15 protein-coding genes, 1 tRNA gene and 1 pseudogene are annotated in these 17,884 nt (G+C 48.7%); 5 read left to right on the top strand and 12 right to left on the bottom strand.

The features are described from left to right. Window positions 1-1,101 precede the first annotated feature (1,101 nt). From LC084_RS13075 to LC084_RS13065, 3 genes and pseudogenes are all read right to left on the bottom strand, one after another. The gene (locus LC084_RS13075; RefSeq protein WP_226571633.1) at window positions 1,102-1,599 is read right to left on the bottom strand and encodes a hypothetical protein; all 498 of its coding nucleotides are present in this window, start codon (window positions 1,597-1,599) and stop codon (window positions 1,102-1,104) included. Beyond that, window positions 1,596-1,961, bottom strand: coding sequence for a tlde1 domain-containing protein (locus tag LC084_RS13070; protein ID WP_226571632.1), 366 nt, complete (start codon window positions 1,959-1,961; stop codon window positions 1,596-1,598). The genes LC084_RS13075 and LC084_RS13070 overlap by 4 nt, the downstream gene beginning before the upstream one ends. 108 nt (window positions 1,962-2,069) lie before the next feature. Then, a pseudogene (locus LC084_RS13065) lies at window positions 2,070-2,259 on the bottom strand (transposase); the annotation flags it as partial. Between the two features lie 71 nt (window positions 2,260-2,330). Here LC084_RS13065 and LC084_RS13060 point away from each other — a divergent pair. Next, window positions 2,331-2,651 (top strand): hypothetical protein, encoded by a 321-nt coding sequence (locus tag LC084_RS13060; RefSeq protein ID WP_226571803.1) that lies wholly within the window; start codon window positions 2,331-2,333, stop codon window positions 2,649-2,651. A 243-nt stretch (window positions 2,652-2,894) separates the two neighbouring features. On the opposite strand, the gene LC084_RS13055 is transcribed toward LC084_RS13060, so the two are convergent. The 6 genes from LC084_RS13055 to rpsU form a co-directional block, all read right to left on the bottom strand. Next, a complete protein-coding gene (locus tag LC084_RS13055; RefSeq protein ID WP_226571631.1) occupies window positions 2,895-3,875 on the bottom strand; it encodes a DUF4238 domain-containing protein in 981 nt (326 codons plus the stop codon). 337 nt (window positions 3,876-4,212) lie between these two features. Beyond that, window positions 4,213-4,288: transfer RNA gene (locus LC084_RS13050), tRNA-Ile, on the bottom strand. Window positions 4,289-4,610: 322 nt separating this feature from the next. Then, window positions 4,611-5,909, bottom strand: a complete 1,299-nt coding sequence (locus LC084_RS13045) for an NCS2 family permease (RefSeq protein WP_226571802.1) — start codon at window positions 5,907-5,909, stop codon at window positions 4,611-4,613. Between the two features lie 469 nt (window positions 5,910-6,378). Further along, a complete protein-coding gene (gene rpoD / locus LC084_RS13040; protein ID WP_226571630.1) occupies window positions 6,379-8,220 on the bottom strand; it encodes an RNA polymerase sigma factor RpoD in 1,842 nt (613 codons plus the stop codon). A 595-nt stretch (window positions 8,221-8,815) separates the two neighbouring features. Beyond that, window positions 8,816-10,567: a DNA primase gene (gene dnaG / locus LC084_RS13035; protein ID WP_226571629.1), complete on the bottom strand. Its 1,752-nt coding sequence runs from the start codon at window positions 10,565-10,567 to the stop codon at window positions 8,816-8,818. 121 nt (window positions 10,568-10,688) lie between these two features. After that, on the bottom strand, window positions 10,689-10,904 hold the full coding sequence (gene rpsU / locus LC084_RS13030) for a 30S ribosomal protein S21 (protein WP_001144069.1): 216 nt from the start codon (window positions 10,902-10,904) through the stop codon (window positions 10,689-10,691). A 243-nt stretch (window positions 10,905-11,147) separates the two neighbouring features. On the opposite strand from rpsU, the gene tsaD reads away from it, so the two are divergent. Further along, window positions 11,148-12,164 (top strand): tRNA (adenosine(37)-N6)-threonylcarbamoyltransferase complex transferase subunit TsaD, encoded by a 1,017-nt coding sequence (gene tsaD, locus LC084_RS13025; protein WP_226571628.1) that lies wholly within the window; start codon window positions 11,148-11,150, stop codon window positions 12,162-12,164. Between the two features lie 46 nt (window positions 12,165-12,210). Here the strand turns inward: tsaD and plsY are convergent, their stop codons facing one another. Beyond that, window positions 12,211-12,834, bottom strand: coding sequence for a glycerol-3-phosphate 1-O-acyltransferase PlsY (plsY, locus tag LC084_RS13020; protein WP_226571627.1), 624 nt, complete (start codon window positions 12,832-12,834; stop codon window positions 12,211-12,213). Between the two features lie 106 nt (window positions 12,835-12,940). Here plsY and folB point away from each other — a divergent pair, with 106 nt between their 5' ends. Together folB and bacA are read left to right on the top strand one after the other, a co-directional pair. Next, window positions 12,941-13,306 (top strand): bifunctional dihydroneopterin aldolase/7,8-dihydroneopterin epimerase, encoded by a 366-nt coding sequence (gene folB, locus LC084_RS13015; RefSeq protein ID WP_226571626.1) that lies wholly within the window; start codon window positions 12,941-12,943, stop codon window positions 13,304-13,306. A gap of 109 nt (window positions 13,307-13,415) precedes the next feature. Then, on the top strand, window positions 13,416-14,237 hold the full coding sequence (bacA, locus tag LC084_RS13010; RefSeq protein ID WP_226571625.1) for an undecaprenyl-diphosphate phosphatase: 822 nt from the start codon (window positions 13,416-13,418) through the stop codon (window positions 14,235-14,237). Window positions 14,238-14,255: 18 nt separating this feature from the next. On the opposite strand, the gene LC084_RS13005 is transcribed toward bacA, so the two are convergent. Continuing rightward, on the bottom strand, window positions 14,256-15,497 hold the full coding sequence (locus tag LC084_RS13005) for a multifunctional CCA addition/repair protein (protein WP_226571624.1): 1,242 nt from the start codon (window positions 15,495-15,497) through the stop codon (window positions 14,256-14,258). Window positions 15,498-15,623: 126 nt separating this feature from the next. Then, window positions 15,624-16,244, bottom strand: a complete 621-nt coding sequence (locus tag LC084_RS13000) for a TIGR04211 family SH3 domain-containing protein (RefSeq protein WP_226571623.1) — start codon at window positions 16,242-16,244, stop codon at window positions 15,624-15,626. A 322-nt stretch (window positions 16,245-16,566) separates the two neighbouring features. Between LC084_RS13000 and LC084_RS12995 the strand changes: the two genes are divergently transcribed. Then, window positions 16,567-17,877, top strand: coding sequence for a CYTH domain-containing protein (locus LC084_RS12995; RefSeq protein WP_226571622.1), 1,311 nt, complete (start codon window positions 16,567-16,569; stop codon window positions 17,875-17,877). The last annotated feature ends 7 nt before the right edge of the window (window positions 17,878-17,884 follow it).

Genomic DNA, 17,884 nt, shown 5'->3' with positions numbered 1-17,884 from the left:
ACCCTGGCGGGGTGATGCCGCCATTGTTCAAAAGCTGCATAAGCAGTACTGTCGACAGTCGATATTCGGATGTCAGGCGTTCTTAGTGCCTGATTTGCCATATAAATTGACTGCCGCCTTAATTCACCATACCTGCGTTCTAACAGTTCACGCATCCTGAGCCTGTTCCCTGGCATATATTCTCCTTTTTTATAGTGATATCAGGTATCTGTATTCATGCTGTGTCTATATATGAGGTTACTTTGATAGAAGCATCATTATGAAGTTGATGTCATGGTTGTATCTATTTTTACGGTGTAAATCTTATTCTGTAATATATATTTTACAACACAGTAATACTGGTTGTGATATGTAATTATTCCCGTTGTTTAAATGTAATTGTATACGCTATATGTTCATGTCTTTTAGCTCGGGTTCTGTGATGAATATTTCGGTTTTTGGCGTATAGCAACGGAACAGATTATAGTGCAGGCCGCTTTCATTATCCTGGTAGCCATGAGCCATAATACAGCCACTGTAACTGGCAGGGCCAGGACAGCAGATTACCTGCGCTGGCGTCGTGCCGTTGCACGCGGTCTGGCTCAATACCCTGCTCAGTACCTGCAGCAGTGGGGGGGGGGGGCGCGAAACTTCGTTCAGGCGTCTGGTTGCCCCTTCAACTGAAACAATAAAGCCCGCAGCGCGGGCTTTGAGTCTGATGACAAACCTCATATCCGCACAGAACGAGAGGATGTCACCCAATAAAAAACCAGGAAAATCAATTTATTGATTTTCGGCTGCTAACTAAAAAGAAGGAAAAACCACGCTTTTTCCTTCTTTTTCATCAATCTGAAAGCCCGCAGCGCGGGCTTTATTCGTAAGGGCATTCCTGATGTTCGTCGTCTTCATCGTCGTCAACAAACAGGTGGCACCACACATAACCGACCAGACACCACAAGACCACCCAGAATCCAGAGTAATAACATCATGTTTTTCACCCTCATTGAGGGCAAAACCATAACGACGATAACCATGTAATAATAATGGTTATTAGCGATCAATATAATGCTATTGATCGTTACGGGCTACCAATCTGACTGGCAGTTAGTGGCTGTGCTGATGTCACTGAACAGGCTGGCCCACAGGGATGTTAAGTATCTTTAAGCAGGCATCCCGTTTTTCTTTCAGCGCCGGTGTTGTCACCTTGTTGAGTACCGCTTTTGTTTTACGCATGTACACATCCAACTCCTGACGGTCTATGTCGATAAACGGCGCACTGCACACACGTTTTGCCGAAAGTGGATAATTATCTTCGTCGATAACGGATAATACAGCGACAGGGTTCAGGGGTAATGCGGTGGCAAGGCTGATGCTCATATCTTCGGAATATCCTGCGTCCGTGTATTTTGCCAGTGCCGGAGTGGTCTTAATCCACGTGGTTTCACCTTTCTCAACGTGATCCAGATAGGCATCATAATCACTCTGGGATAAGGACATTATCGGGGCTTTACCTTCAGAGACGGCCTGTACTTTATCCATCAGCGTGGGATTACCCGCCAGTGCGCTCACTGAAAATAAAGCAACAGCACCCGCCAGCAACATATTCAGAAACTTTTTCATTGTACGACCTTAATAACATGATCCTGGCTGTTCCAGATTTGCTGGCGAACGGACAGGTCAGTGATAATACAACCGTCCGATGCCTCACCTGGGTGACTCACTGAATCACCGTGTATGCGGAACAGATTGCGCCCGTACATGACGTTACCCGCGGCCGGGGTGAGGTTGAGTGTATACAGCCCGGTGTGCCGGTTATGATAAGGCGCACCGATGGTATAGGTACCAACAGGCAACGGCCCTTTATTCGAAACACTGATTTTTGATGCGTCATTCTTGAAGCCCGGCGCACCGGCATAGGCGTGTGAAGTGATGGGCTTGCCGTTATGTTTTATGGTGTGGCTGTTAATATCATATTCCCACATAAATAATCCCTGTAAAAAAGATAGTGGCAACATGATCCCCCTTAACTGTGTGTTTTCAATCAGTTAATTCCTGGAGTTGTCCGGCATAACGTCTTTCAGTGCCCGTTACTCGACGCTGAGATCAGCAAACATCTGTTTCTGTCTCCGGTTTTCATCTTTTTGATATCAGACGCTTCCAGTTGTAATGGCTGGCTTCAGAAATACCGGCTTCACGGCAGACATCCTTAACAGTTCGTCCGGCTTCGACAGACTTCAGAACGGCAATGACGTGGTGTTCGGGAAATAGGGCTTTACGCATGATTTTCTCCTCAGAAGGAGATAATTATTATGTTGAAAGCTCTATAAAAGTGAATGGTTCATTTTGCGGTGATGTTTACACAGGCGGCTGTATGGGTATGGGGGCATGATGGTGGCGAACTTTCTGATGGTGTGGAAGGTGGCCAGAGGGTTGAGGCTGCAGCCACTGAGCTGGGTTTTGATATTCAACACGAACCTGATGAACAATTACTCATTTTGTTTCGACTGGATGAAGAAACCCACAGCTTTTATGGCAAAGACCGTGTGGCAGGCGCTTTACGTTTCCTCCGTTCTGAGCTGGCTTACGTTGCCACAATTCATCCGGATACACCGGACGACTGGAATGAACCGTGCCTGCGGACATTATGTCTGCTGAAAGGCGAAAAACTGTAAACCTCCGTTTAAACTAAACCCGCCATCAACACACCAGCTTGACACTTTTTCGGGTAAAAACGGGAAAAGTGTCAACTTCGTCTAACGAATCCTGACGCCACTGAACAACAGTTACAGACTGCCTGTAAAGGCCATGTACTGAGTTTTGGTGAACGTAGCAGGGGGAATCAGGTTGTCAGTTGACATCCTTCAGGGCAGCCAGTGGCAGATTTTGGGCTGAGTGTGCCCTAAGTTACAGTTGCTTCAGTCTGTTGCGTTTCCGGAAAAAGCTAAGTATTTACGCTGATGAAATTCCTTTTTATACATTAAAATAACTTCTCTGCTATTCCCAAATATGGTTTTGCATGAGGCGTTAGCTATCTTTGTGTTAAGCATATGTACATCATTATCATTTAATTGATGACTCGAAAAATAACTTTCACTACTTGTGAGTATTAAAACTGCTTTACGGCTAGAAATTGGGTAGTAATAATCAACAAATTCGCCTTCGCTACCTTCAGGATTTAAGTTTATTAATGGATGGTCAGATGTTATGAAATCAATAGTTGATCTATTCTCAAGGAGAATTAGTTTTTTATTGCTATTTAACGACATATCATAAGAGAGATTTGTTGCGAAAAATGAACACATAAACCACCAGTTTCTTTCATAGAAATCTTTAAATCGCTCTCGTACATGGTTTTCTGCAGGGGTTTTATCCAATGAAAGAAATAGTGATTTTTTTATTTTTAATGTCCTGGAAAACTGATGGCCTAAAAAATAGCAAAAATCGTAGTAAGTTTTTTTGTCCTCTAAATGTAGTAAATTACCTTTCCTTAATTCATCTAATATTTCTATGGTTCTTGATTCTTGTTGGGATAGGTAGTTCTCAAAAAGATTGCTTTGCATTATTTCCTCTAGGCTAAAACCAATTTTAGCATTAATTCTAGATGAAAATTGTGAGATGGTATTTTGTGCTTCAAATATCATATTTACAAAATCCCAATGAATTTTTTTTAATGTATCATTGGTGTTTTTTATTAAGAGAGTAATTAGTTCTTTATCGCTTTCTTTGAGTTTGCCCATTTTGTAGAAGTTTTTTTCGAAACCTAACCCCCTGACACTGTCACAGGCAGTACCAGACTTCTTTGTAATGTACCAAATGTTGGTCCCATCAATTGTCCAATCTCTAAGATAATGAGCCCATACATAGTGATGTTTAGTTTTTTTCTCAAAAATTTTCATTGGATTCCCTTCTGTGACAGCGTTTGTGAGTATTCAAAATCAATATGACACTTTATGTCATCTGTCAATTTGCAATCGCTGTCTATCAGGTCTCGCTGGTAAAGGACTATGGAAGGGCGAACGAGCATGAATGTGGATGTTTTTGTCGAGCACTACAAAATGGAAGGTAGATAACCGTTCTCTATTTTGGCAGGACACGGTAAATGCAGCACAACTTGCAACAACATGCGATTGGGCGAGGTGTAATGATTTACTCATTCATACCTTTCGAGGTATCCCCTGAGTATCCCTGAAAAAGACGAAGGGCTTATGTTTTTACATAAGCCCTTGTTTTATTTGGTGGCCCCTCCCCGGCTTGAACGGGGGACCAAGCGATTATGAGTCGCCTGCTCTAACCACTGAGCTAAGGGGCCGTGGCGGACGATTATAATGGAACTGACTGGCTCAATCCAGCCATTATAATGCGTATGCTGATTTTATAAGCAGTGTTAACCCGTTAGAAAATCAACAAGAATTAGAAATGCTCGCTTGTTAGTCGCCCGGTGGCGGATGCTCTGGAGGAATAAACGCATTAAGAGTATCTGTATGGGCTGCATAGCTATTGCAGGAGAAAAGGACAGGGGGCAGGTTTGGGGCTGGCTGTTAAGGTCCCTTGTTACGGTATGCACGCCAGTATAAAAGCGAAAGGGCCACTACCCAAAGGTAGTAGCCCATAAACGCTAATCAGAACACCAATCAGGCACTCAGCCAACCCAGTTTGATAACAAACAGGATGGACATGATAATCAGTGCAGCGTTCACTTCTTTAGTACGGCCACTCAGCAGTTTCACCACAGTCCAGGTAATAAACCCGAAAGCGATACCGTTAGCGATGGAATAAGTCAGCGGCATGGTCAGCGCGGTTACGGTAACCGGTGCTGCAGTGGTGACATCTTTCCAGTCAATTTCAGCAAGACCCGAGGTCATCAACACAGCAACGAACAGCAGTGCCGGTGCAGTAGCATAAACCGGTACGCTGCCAGCCAGTGGTGAGAAGAACAGGCTCAGCAGGAACAGAATTGCAACGACAATGGCTGTCAGGCCAGTGCGGCCACCGGCGCTTACGCCTGCGGCAGATTCCACATAACTGGTGGTGGTGGAAGTACCCAGGAGTGAACCAAACAGTGCTGCGGCGCTGTCGGCAATCAGTGCGCGGCCCATCTTCGGCAGGTTACCGTCTTCATCAGCAAGACCGGCGCGTTTGGTTACACCCAGCAGTGTGCCGGTGTTATCAAATACATCGACAAACAGGAAGGCAAAAATAACGCTTACCAGGCCCACATTAAACGCACCGGCAATATCCAGTTGCAGGAAAGTCGGCGCGAGTGACGGCGGAGCAGAGAAAACACCACCGAACGGTGTCAGGCCAATACCCATAGACAGGAAGGTAACAATCAGAATACCGATCAGTACAGCACCCGTTACGCGGCGGGCTTCCAGTACCACAATGATGATAAAGCCTAACAGTGCCAGCAGCGGGCCAGGTTTAGTCAGGTCGCCCAGGCCAACCAGCGTTGCTGGGTTATCAACAACAATCCCGGCGCCTTCCAGTGCGATAAGCGCAAGGAACAAGCCAATGCCTGCGGCAATCCCGGAACGTAGCGGTAACGGAATACTGTTGATAATCCACTCACGGATTTTGAATATCGACAGCGCGAAGAAGATACAGGCTGACAGAAATACAGCACCCAACGCGATTTGCCAGGTGTAGCCCATGTGCAATACCACGGTGTAAGTAAAGAAGGCATTCAGCCCCATACCCGGAGCCAGAGCGATTGGGTAGTTGGCGATAAGGCCCATTAGCATACAGCCGATTGCCGCAGCCAGACAGGTGGCGACAAACACCGCACCTTTATCCATGCCGGTGGCACCGAGGATGCTGGGGTTAACAAACAGGATATAGGCCATTGCCAGGAAGGTAGTGATACCCGCGATAACTTCGGTGCGAACCGTTGTATTGTGCGCTTTTAGCTTGAATAGTTTTTCTAACATCATCATCTCTCGTGATGGGGAGACGTCACTGACGTGCGTTCTCTTGCCAATAATGGGTTGCATGCGCGTTATTGTTTCGGGAAAAGGCTGATAGCTGCATGCTCGGCTATCAATTTGGCGGTTTTACGCCAGCGCCTTGTATACCAACTCCTTTCCCTGAATTCACATAGCAATTGCTATGCCATGCCTGGACGCAATCGTTTACCTTCTTCGTTGCGTTACCGGCTAAGACTATTCTGAACCAGAATGAGGCGTGATTATGGTGCATTGCACTGTGTGTGCGCAATCGTTTTCCCACACGAAAAGTGTATGGCGGGCTCTGGTTATGCGGGTTTATTTGGCGAATGGTACAAAAGACGAGGTGTTGAAGGAGTAAGGCAGGTTTTCGTGTATGTTTTCCGTGCTGCGGGCGATTACCGTACAAAATAAAAAAGGCCCATAAAGGGCCTTTTCACGTTGGAGGATTAAAATATTAATCGTCCAGGAAGCTGCGCAACACTTCCGAACGGCTCGGATGGCGCAGTTTACGCAGTGCTTTCGCTTCAATCTGACGAATACGTTCACGGGTTACGTCAAACTGTTTGCCCACTTCTTCCAGGGTATGGTCAGTATTCATATCAATACCAAAACGCATACGCAGGACTTTTGCTTCACGGGCTGTCAGGCCAGCAAGCACATCGTGGGTTGCGGCACGCAGGCTTTCCGTTGTTGCGGAATCCAGCGGCAGCTCGAGGGTGGTATCCTCGATAAAATCACCCAGATGCGAATCTTCATCATCACCGATTGGTGTTTCCATGGAGATTGGCTCTTTGGCGATTTTCAGCACCTTACGGATTTTATCTTCTGGCATCAGCATGCGCTCAGCCAGTTCTTCCGGTGTTGGTTCACGGCCCATTTCTTGCAGCATCTGGCGTGAAATACGGTTGAGTTTGTTGATTGTCTCAATCATATGTACCGGAATACGGATGGTACGCGCCTGGTCAGCGATAGAACGCGTGATAGCCTGACGAATCCACCAGGTGGCGTAAGTTGAGAACTTGTAGCCACGGCGGTATTCGAACTTATCTACGGCTTTCATCAGGCCGATGTTACCTTCCTGAATCAGGTCGAGGAACTGCAGACCACGGTTGGTGTATTTCTTGGCAATAGAAATAACCAGACGCAGGTTTGCTTCAACCATTTCTTTTTTGGCGCGGCGAGCTTTCGCTTCACCAATCGACATACGACGGTTGATGTCTTTAACCTGCTCGATGGTCAGGCCGGTTTCTTCTTCAATCTGACGCAGTTTTTGCAGGCAACGCTGAACATCCTCAGTAACATCGTTCAGCTTTTCAGACCATGGCTTGTTCATCGCGATAGCCGCGTTGAACCAGGTTTCGCTGGTTTCATTGCCAGTAAACAGTGTGATGAAGTTTTTCTTCGGCATTTTGCACTGTTCAACACACAGTTTCATGATAAGACGTTCCTGGGTACGTACGCGGTCCATCATGGTGCGCATGTTGTTTACCAGGTAATCAAACTGTTTTGGCACCAGGCGGAACTGTTTGAATACTTCAGACAGTTTCAGGATTTCTTCCTGTGCAGTCGCGTGGCTACGGCCTTTCAGTTTGATGGTGTCACGAGTAACAATGTATTGATCACGCAGTTCTGCGAATTTCTCGCGCGCCAGTTCCGGGTCGATACTGTTATCGTCGTCGCTGTCGTCGTCATCGTCATCATCGTCGTCATCGTCATCGTCCATATCTTCCTGGGACAATTCAGAACCAACGTGAGTGGCGGTTGGGGCAAGGTCTTCTTCTGCGTTCGGGTCAACAAAACCGGTAATCAGGTCGGACAGACGTGCTTCTTCTGCTTCGACGCGGTCATATTGTTCTAACAGATAGGTGATAGCTTCCGGGTATTCGGCAACGGAGCACTGAACCTGGTTGATCCCATCTTCAATACGTTTGGCGATGTCGATTTCGCCTTCGCGGGTCAGCAGTTCAACGGTGCCCATTTCACGCATGTACATACGTACGGGATCGGTAGTGCGGCCGATTTCGGATTCAACACTCGAAAGCACTTGTGCAGCGGCTTCTGCTGCATCTTCGTCAGTATCATTCGTGTTTTCAGCCAGCAACAGGTCATCGGCATCCGGCGCATGTTCCATCACCTGGATGCCCATGTCGTTGATCATTTGGATGATGTCTTCGATCTGGTCGGAGTCGACGATATCCTCCGGCAGATGGTCATTGACCTCGGCATAGGTCAGGTAGCCTTGCTCCTTACCACGAGTGACAAGAAGCTTGAGCTGTGACTGCGGGTTTTGCTCCATAAGACGGTATCCACACTTAAGTCATGAGAGTTGGTGTTGGTCGGCGAAACTGCCAACAATAACGTATACCCGGTTCTTTCAAACTGCGGCGTTATATGACCTGGTCTGTGTTTACCCGGCGGTTTCTTTCCGCCCGGGCCACGCCATTACTGTCATGCTGCACCCTGAAAAATCTCAGGTACGGCGGGCTGGTTTATTTTCTGGCCGCTGCCCGTCTTCGCGGCATTCGGGGTCTTCCCGAGGTATATTCGGCAGTTAAGCCGCTTAAATTCTTTCTCGTCATACTTCGCGCCGCAGGTGCGTTGGCTGCCTCGCTCGCACCAGTCACTTACTGATGTAAGCTCCCGGCGTCTCACTGCGTTGCCGCCTTCCTGCAACACGAATTATTTAGAGCAATCTCGTCATACTTCGCGCCGCAGGTGTGTTGGCTGCCTCGCTCGCACCGGTCACTTACTGATGTAAGCTCGAGGCCGTTCACTGCGTTGCCGCCTTCCTGCAGCACGAATTATTTAGAGCAAATTCGCTGCTCCGGGTTGCAGGTGCATTTTCACTTCCCTCACAACACAAAGCATGTTAATTCTGTAGTGCCACACGCCTATTTCTTTGCGCGTTTTAACGCTTCGGTAATCACGCGAACTTCTTCACGCTCCGCAGCGTTTAAACCTTCTGTTCTTGACCGAGCGATAAGCTCAGAGAGCCGTAGATCCAGCACCGTATCAAACATATGGCTGAGCGCATCGGTGAAGGTTTGTTCTGCAATGTCCTTATCTGCTATATCGTCCCATGTTGCCAATTTTTCAAGGGTTGGGGCTTCTTTTCTGCCACGATAAAGCTCAAGTAGCTGCCCGGTGTTCAATCCTGGCTGCGCCAAACATGCGGCAACCAACTCAGAGAACAACCCAAGACCCGGCAATTTTGCCTGCTCAAGCCCAGCCAATGAAGGAACCAGCGGCGCAAGCTGCGGATTTTGTATTAACAACCCTATCAGTATACGCATGGTTGTCCGTTTTAGCCCGGCTGGCTGCGGATTTACAGGTGTTTCCGCCTGGCGCGGCATCAACCGTTCCAGTTGTGTTTCATCCAGAATACCGAGTTTGTTACCCAATTCCTGGCGCAAAAAAATGCGTAAAGTTTCGCCCGGCACCTGGCTGATTAATGGTAAAGCCAGTGTGCTTAGCTGTGCTCGCCCATCTGGCGAACTCAGGTCTACCTGAGGCAGCAAACTATTAAACAGAAACGCGGAGAGTGGCTGAGCCTGCTCAATCCGGGTTTCAAATGCTGCTTTGCCTTCTTTGCGAACCAGTGTATCCGGGTCTTCGCCATCAGGCAGAAACATAAAGCGTAGCTGACGACCGTCAGTCATGAAAGGCAGCGCTGTTTCCAGTGCGCGCCATGCTGCATCACGACCGGCCCGGTCGCCGTCATAACAACAAACAACAGTGTTTGTTGCCCGAAACAGCAATTGAATATGGTCTGCTGTTGTCGACGTACCCAGCGAGGCAACGGCATAGTTAATGCCATACTGCGCCAGCGCGACAACATCCATATAACCTTCAACCACCAGTAACCGTGCAGGAGAAGGCTGGTTTTGCTGTGCTTCATAAAGGCCATATAACTGGCGGCCTTTATGGAAAATATCGGTTTCCGGTGAGTTGAGGTATTTGGGAAGCCCATCACCCAACACGCGTCCGCCAAAGCCAATCACTCTGCCGCGCTTATCCCGGATGGGGAACATAACGCGTTCCCTGAAACGGTCATAACTGCGACCGTTATCATTTGTTACCAGCATCCCGGCATCAATCAGTGCCTGCTTGTTTTCGGCATGCTGACCAAAACGTTTAAGCACATTATCCCAACCCTGCGGCGCATAACCGATAGCGAAATGCGCAATAACTTCCTGGCTGAGACCACGTTTTTCCAGATACTGGCGTGCGTTTTCAGCAACAGGTTGAGTCAGAGATTGTTGGTAAAATGTATTCAGCCCATCAAGCAACTGGTACAGATTTTGCCGCTGATGACGTTCAATTTGCCCCGGACCGTTACCGGCTTCGTAGGGAACTTCCAGATTGTGCATGGCGGCGAGCTCTTCAACGGTTTCGACAAATTCAAGCTTGTCGTAATTCATTAAAAAGTCGATGGCATTACCATGGGCGCCACACCCAAAACAGTGATAAAACTGCTTCTCGCCATTCACCGTAAAAGAAGGGGTTTTTTCATTATGGAATGGGCAACACGCGTGGTAATTCTTGCCTTGCTTTTTCAGCTTTACACGCGCATCGATCAGGTCGACGATGTCGGTGCGAGCAAGCAAGTCATTGATAAAAACGCGTGGGATACGTCCAGCCATAGGCCCCGGTTTTTCAGCTCTTAAACGAGAATAAGCCGCGCATTCCTTTCGGAAGCACGGCCTTTACAACTAAAACTCAGTCTGTGTGACTGTTATATTGCGGATAACCCGCAACCAACAATTAGTACAGACGAGTACGGCGTGCGTTTTCGCGAGCCAGTTTCTTCGCGTGACGTTTTACCGCAGAAGCTTTAGCGCGTTTACGTTCAGTGGTCGGTTTTTCATAGAATTCACGACGACGAACTTCCGCCAGAACACCCGCTTTTTCACAGGAACGTTTGAAGCGACGCAGAGCTACGTCGAACGGCTCGTTTTCACGTACTTTAATTACCGGCATGTGCCTCTCACCTTTACTAAATTCGGTTTGCCACTGGCATCAACGCCAGCATATTTCAAAATGGTGCGGAATTTTACTTCAACTATTGCTGCTTTGTAAAGCACCTACTGCAAGCTGAAGAGGGCTTTTCTGTCAGGCCTTTCCAAAAGTCCGGCATTATACACTACGATGCGCCAGAATGAGCAAAGTTTTACAAGCTGCGCGTCTGGGCATACACTTCGCGCTGACAAAAGAGGGTGAAGTATGCGTGTACTGGGTATCGAAACATCCTGTGATGAAACAGGAATAGCCATCTATGATGATGAAAAAGGGTTGTTAGCCAACGAGTTATACAGCCAGGTTAAATTACATGCCGACTACGGTGGAGTGGTGCCTGAACTGGCATCACGGGATCATGTCCGTAAAACGGTGCCTCTTATTCAGGCGGCGCTGGCATCTTCCGGGTTATCTGCGAAGGATATCGACGCCGTTGCGTATACCGCAGGGCCTGGTCTGGTAGGTGCATTATTAGTTGGTGCAACCGTTGGCCGCTCGCTGGCATTCGCCTGGAATGTTCCTGCTGTGCCTGTTCATCATATGGAAGGGCATTTGTTAGCTCCGATGCTGGAAGATAACCCACCTGATTTTCCTTTTGTTGCGCTACTGGTGTCCGGTGGTCATACCCAACTGATTAGTGTGACAGGCATTGGCGAATATGCCTTGTTGGGTGAATCTATTGATGACGCGGCCGGTGAAGCATTTGATAAAACGGCGAAACTGCTTGGCCTGGATTACCCTGGCGGCCCGTTGCTTTCGCGTATGGCGCAGCAAGGGCAGGAGGGGCGCTTTGTGTTCCCCCGCCCAATGACAGACAGACCCGGCCTGGATTTCAGCTTCTCAGGTTTGAAAACATTTGCGGCAAACACCATTCGTAGTAATAGCGATGATGACCAGACTCGTGCCGATATTGCCCGTGCCTTCGAAGATGCGGTTGTTGATACGCTGGCAATAAAATGTAAGCGTGCGCTGGAACAAACCGGGTTCCGCCGTCTGGTGATGGCAGGTGGCGTCAGTGCTAACCGGGCATTACGTGCGAAACTGGCGCAGATGATGGAAAAACGCGGCGGTGAGGTTTTTTATGCGCGCCCGGAATTTTGTACGGATAATGGCGCGATGATTGCCTACGCAGGTATGGTGCGTTTTAAAGCGGGTGGTGTATCTGATTTGGGCGTGCGGGTTCGGCCACGCTGGCCACTGGCTGAATTACCGCCAGCGCAATAGTTGCCCTTGTTTGTCTGCTAATGCTATGCCGTGCTGTGTCACGGCATTATTTTTTGCATTCGTCTGTCTTCTTTTTACGCCGCAGCTTTTCCCAAATCTTTGTCTCCTGCCCACGCCACAACCTCTGAATATTATCGTGATGGCGCAACAGAATCAGGCATGAAAGCATGGCGACGGGGAAGGTGAACTGGGGTTTAAACCACCAAACATAGAAAGGCGCAATCAGGGCACTGATAATAGCACCCAACGAAGAATAACCGCTTAGCAGCACGGAAAGAAGCCAGGTCCCAGCCATTACGCCAGTCAGATCCCAGCCTATGGGGGCTATAGCGCCAAACGCTGTTGCCACGCCTTTACCACCACGAAACCCAAAAAAAACAGGCCAGATATGCCCAATACAGGCGGCAATGGCGATAAAACCAAGCCACATCGGGCTGACACCCAATGCCCATGCGCCCCAGACGGGTAACATACCTTTCAGAACGTCAAAAACCAGCACCGCCGCGGCAGCACCTTTCCCCCCGATACGCAACACATTGGTTGCTCCGGGGTTGCCGGAGCCTTGCCCGCGAGGGTCAGGAAGGCCGATAAGCCGACAGACAAGAATGGCGCTGGATATCGAGCCACAAAGGTACGCGAGGAGCACTATTCCGGGCGCGATTGCACTCATAACGCTGTTCCGTTTTGAAAATGTCGTTTTATTCTCTGCATCCGTGGATAATACGCATATTTCGCCGGAAGTGGTATCCGGCTGGGCTAAAAAGCGGCGGGACGTGATGGATATTGTATTTATAGAGCAACTTTCGGTAATCACCACAATCGGTGTTTACGACTGGGAACAGACTATTAAACAAAAGTTGGTGTTCGATATCGAAATGGGCTGGGACAACCAAAAAGCAGCGCAAAGCGATGATGTTAATGATTGTCTGAGTTATGCCGATGTTAGCGAAGCAATATTAGCCCATGTTTCTGGCGGGCGTTTTGCGTTGGTAGAGCGCGTGGCAGAAGAAGTGGCCACTTTATTGTTGGCTCGTTTTCCCATTCCCTGGTTGCGTCTGAAGGTCAGTAAGCCAGGTGCAGTGGCCGAAGCAACCAATGTCGGTGTGATAATTGAGCGTAGGCAAAGTCTGAAAAGCGAATAACTTCATCTAAACTAAATTATTTCCGGTTAAGCTGGTCATACAGATAATCATTTGCGGCAGTGCGAAGTGTCTGCCGTTTTTTTATGTCTTTTTTAGGGGTAACGTTGTCATGAGCGATCTGCATTCGCTTGGTGTTGCGGGCATTCTGGGGGTGGTCGAGGGGTTGACTGAGTTCCTCCCGGTATCCAGCACCGGCCATCTGATAATTGTCGGCCATTTACTGGGTTTTGAAGGTGAAAAAGCCGATACCTTTGAAGTTGTGATTCAGTTGGGGTCTATTCTTGCTGTGGTCGTGATGTTCTGGCGGCGTTTATTTGGCCTGATTGGTATTCATTTTGGCTCTGTGCCACATGAAGGCACGGGTACTGGGAAACTGACACTGCTGCACATTATTGCTGGCATGGTGCCTGCGGTTGTCCTGGGGCTGGTGTTTCATGATTTCATCAAGACATTGTTTAACCCGGTGACAGTCATGTATGCGCTCATTGTGGGTGGCTTCTTATTGATTGCCGCTGAGTGCCTGAAGCCCAAAAAGCCACGTGCTGAAGGGGTGGATGATATGACAATCCGCCAGGCCTTTGTGATTGGTTGTTTTCAGTGCCTTGCGTTATGGCCGGGTTTTTCCCGCTCAGGTTCAACGATTTCTGGCGGGATGTTAATGGGCGTAAGCCGTTATGCAGCCTCTGAGTTTTCGTTTCTTCTGGCCGTGCCGATGATGATCGGTGCAACGATACTGGATCTTTATAAAAGTATTGGCTTTCTGACCCTGGCTGATGCACCGATGTTCGCGACAGGCTTCGTGATGGCGTTTGTCGTTGCGTTGATTGCGATTAAAACCTTTCTGGAATTAATCAAACGCATTTCGTTTATTCCGTTCGCTATTTACCGGTTTATTGTCGCAGCAGCCGTTTACCTGGTCTTTGTGCATTAATCCCTTCCCTTAGTGCCCTTAACTCTCGGGTTGAGGGCAGTGCTCTTGTTTCCAGTCTGCTACCGCTTGTATTCGGCGACGGGTCAATTCTTCCCTAATCTCTGCTCCCTGAAAACCGGCCGCCACCACCGATTTACTGTCAACCGCGCGGGCAACCTGCCAGGCTGCGCGTAATAACCTTCCTTGTGGATAATCGCTGGATTCAAACCCGGTTCGCCCGCGTGCATCGGCTTCACTGGTTAAAGCCAGTTGTTCAACACGTTCCGGTTTACGCCAGGCGTCCAGGTTATCGAACAATTTCACCAACGTTTTTGGTTGCAGTATTTGAATGGTGTGAATCAAGTCGTGGAACTCAGCTACCAGTTTTGCCAGGTCGCGGATAGCAACCGGCACTTTATAGCGCTCACATAACCGGACTACCAGTTTTACCCCAGCGGGCCCATGCCCATGATGGCGGGGCCATAGTTCAGGTGGTGTCAGCCCTTTCCCCAGGTCGTGGCACAGTGTGGCAAAGCGAACATCCAGTGCCGGGCTGAGTTGAGCCGCGATAGTTAGCGTCATTAATGTGTGAATGCCGGTATCTATTTCAGGGTGCCATTTTGCAGGGGCGGGAACACCAAACAGGGCATCCACTTCCGGGAACAAAACGCTCAGTGCATCACAGTCGCGCAATACCTGGAAAAACACCTGTGGATTGCGTGTTAACAGTGCCGATTCAGTTTCTTTCCAGACCCGCTCTGGCGTCAGGTGCGACAACTCACCTGCCTGAGCCATTTGTTGCATGAGCGCTTGTGTTTCCGGCGCAATACGAAAGCCAAGATGGGCATAACGGGCAGCGAAGCGAGCCACGCGTAACACGCGTAACGGGTCTTCACAAAAAGCAGGGGAGATGTGGCGCAATATACGTTGTTCAATATCTTGTTGCCCGTTCCATGGGTCAATAAATTCACCCTCTTCACTTTGGGCAATGGCATTGATGGTTAAATCACGTCGCAGCAGGTCCTGATCAAGTGTGACGTCTGGCTCAGCATGGCAAATAAAACCAGTATAGCCGTGGCCATTTTTTCTTTCCGTGCGGGCCAGTGCATATTCTTCGTGGGTATCCGGGTGCAAAAATACAGGAAAGTCACGACCAACCTGCTGGAAGCCTTCACTCAGCATTTCTGCTTGTGTGGCGCCAACAACAACCCAGTCCCGATCTTTTATCGGCAAACCTAACAAGGCATCCCGTACTGCACCACCCACCAGAAAAATCTTCACCCGCTACCTCATTTATGGTCACTTTGCCCAACATCATACGTTAAGTGTAACCATAATGGAGCAACAACGAGAAGAGAACGCCCTGTTTACCGGGGTGGCAGAACATGGGCATTTTCATAATAAGGATTAGTTCATCCAGCGGTCTTTACGGCGGCGGCCCGGAATAATATGGGGCAGAATCAGGCCCAGCAACAAGCCAATACCCGCGACACCGCCGCCATACATGAACCATTGCATGATGATGGTACGCTGCTTATCATCCAGTTGCAGGTTAGCCATGTTGACCTTTTTCTGGGCAACAATCAGTTCATTTTTCAGCTTCTGGTTTTCGCTTTTCAGGCCATTAATGATGCCATCACTTTCGGCTACTTTTTTCTGCATATCTGCAGTGCGCTGGTTCCAGGTAGCATCAATATTATTGAGCTTATCGGTCAGGGTTTTTACCTGTGTTTCCAGAGCAGGCACGCGAGTACGCATGCTGGGGTCTGTATTCAGCTCTTTTAGCGGTATCCAGGCAGTTCGCCCGTCTTTGTCACGAATCTCACCATAATGTGTGTTTTCATTGGTTTGTAGCAACGTGACGGCTTCACCCGCAGAAAGGGTGCCGACCAGACGGTAGTTGTCGCCAGGCCCACTACGCAGCCAGGTGGTGAGGTCATCGGAAACATAACGTGTTTCATCCGCAACAGCCGTAGCGGAAACGCTTAAAGCGAATAAAGAGAGACAAATCAGGCGTAATTTCTGCATTAGTAAGTCATTATGGTCATAAATGGTAGAAAGATAGTAATGGCAACAGTCTGACGACGCAAAAACTAAACCTGAATGGGAATCGTCCTGGTGTGATTTTCACCGGCAAAAAGTCAGGTTGCGCCGAAGCCAGCTACCCTTAACAGCGTAATTGAGTGTTACTCACCCTTCTTCAGGTTTCCTAAGCCGTTACAGTGTTATCTGTCTTTCTGGCTATGGGGGAATGTTGCTACCCTGAAACCCGAATTATTTAGAGTATACTGACAGTTAAATGGTTTTGAAGTTCATTTCCCAATTGGTGGGGCGACAGTAAGTAGAGACTATGGCACAAGAAATCGAATTAAAGTTCATTGTTCAACCGCAAAGCCGTGATGCGCTATGCGCTTTCCTCAATACGCTTCCGGGCCAGCACTGTGAGCCACGAAAACTGAGCAATATCTATTATGAAACGCAGGATAACTACCTGCGGCGCCATGATGCCGGTTTACGTATCCGCGGCGTGAATGGCCGGTATGAAATGACGATAAAAATGGCCGGGCATGTTGTGGGCGGGTTACATCAGCGCCCTGAATACAACGTTGAGTTAGATGCTCCTTCGTTAGCGCTGGGTAAGTTCCCGGCAGATATTTGGCCGCAAGGTTGTGATGTTGCCGAGTTGGAAAAAGCGTTGCACCCGCTGTTCAGTACCGATTTTTTGCGCGAAAAGTGGGTGGTTACTCACGGTGAAAGCGAGGTTGAGATAGCCTTTGACCAGGGGGAAGTGAAAGCGGGTGAGTACAGCGAAGTTATTCATGAGCTGGAACTGGAGCTGATTAAAGGTAATACGGAAGATGTACTGAGTCTGGCGGGTGTGCTGGCTTCTCGTCCGGGTATTCGCCAGGGGTTGCTTAGTAAAGCCGCTCGGGGTTATCACCTTGCGAAGGGAAACCCTGAACGTACCCATCAGGCATTGCCAATTATGCAGCTCCCGCTGAAGTCCAGTATTGAGAAAGGGCTGGAAACTGCACTGGATATTGCGCTTAACCATTGGCTATACCATGAAGAGTTGTGGGTGCGTGGCGACCAGAAAGCGAAAAACGAAATTCTTGAAAGTATTGGGCTTATTCGAGCAACGCTGGTGCTGTTCGGTGGCATTATCCCCAGAAAAGCGAGTACACACTTACGTGATATGCTGACCAATGCCGAAAGTGACCTGGCGCTGGATGTATCAGCAGAAAGTGTGGTGTGGGAAACGCGTTTTACACAAACGAAACTGGCATTAACACAATGGCTGGTTACTCAGGGGTGGCGTTCATTTCTGGATGAAAAAGCACAACGTAGCCTTAACGAAGGGTTTAAGCGCTTTGCTGATATCAATTTGTCGCGCCACAACGCAGAACTGAAGCGTACATTTGCTCATGTAACTGGCGACAACCTGCAGGACCAGCTAACGCGGCTGAGCCGTGAAGTCCATATTTTACGTCTGTTATCTGGCTACTATGATCAAACTCTGGCCAGCCACTGGCTGGATAATTGGCAGGAGCTCTGCCTGGCTATTAGCAAGGGTAGCCGCCACGAAGCTGAGCACTTCCGCCATGAAGCACTGGCTCAGGCTCCCTTCTGGTTAAACAGCGGGCAATCAGGGAAACACTAATTAAGGA

The organism is Mangrovibacter yixingensis (assembly GCF_020523985.1).
Lineage (GTDB): Bacteria > Pseudomonadota > Gammaproteobacteria > Enterobacterales > Enterobacteriaceae > Mangrovibacter > Mangrovibacter yixingensis.
Note: the sequence above shows the minus strand (reverse complement) of the source record. Positions and strands in the feature narration are given on the sequence as shown.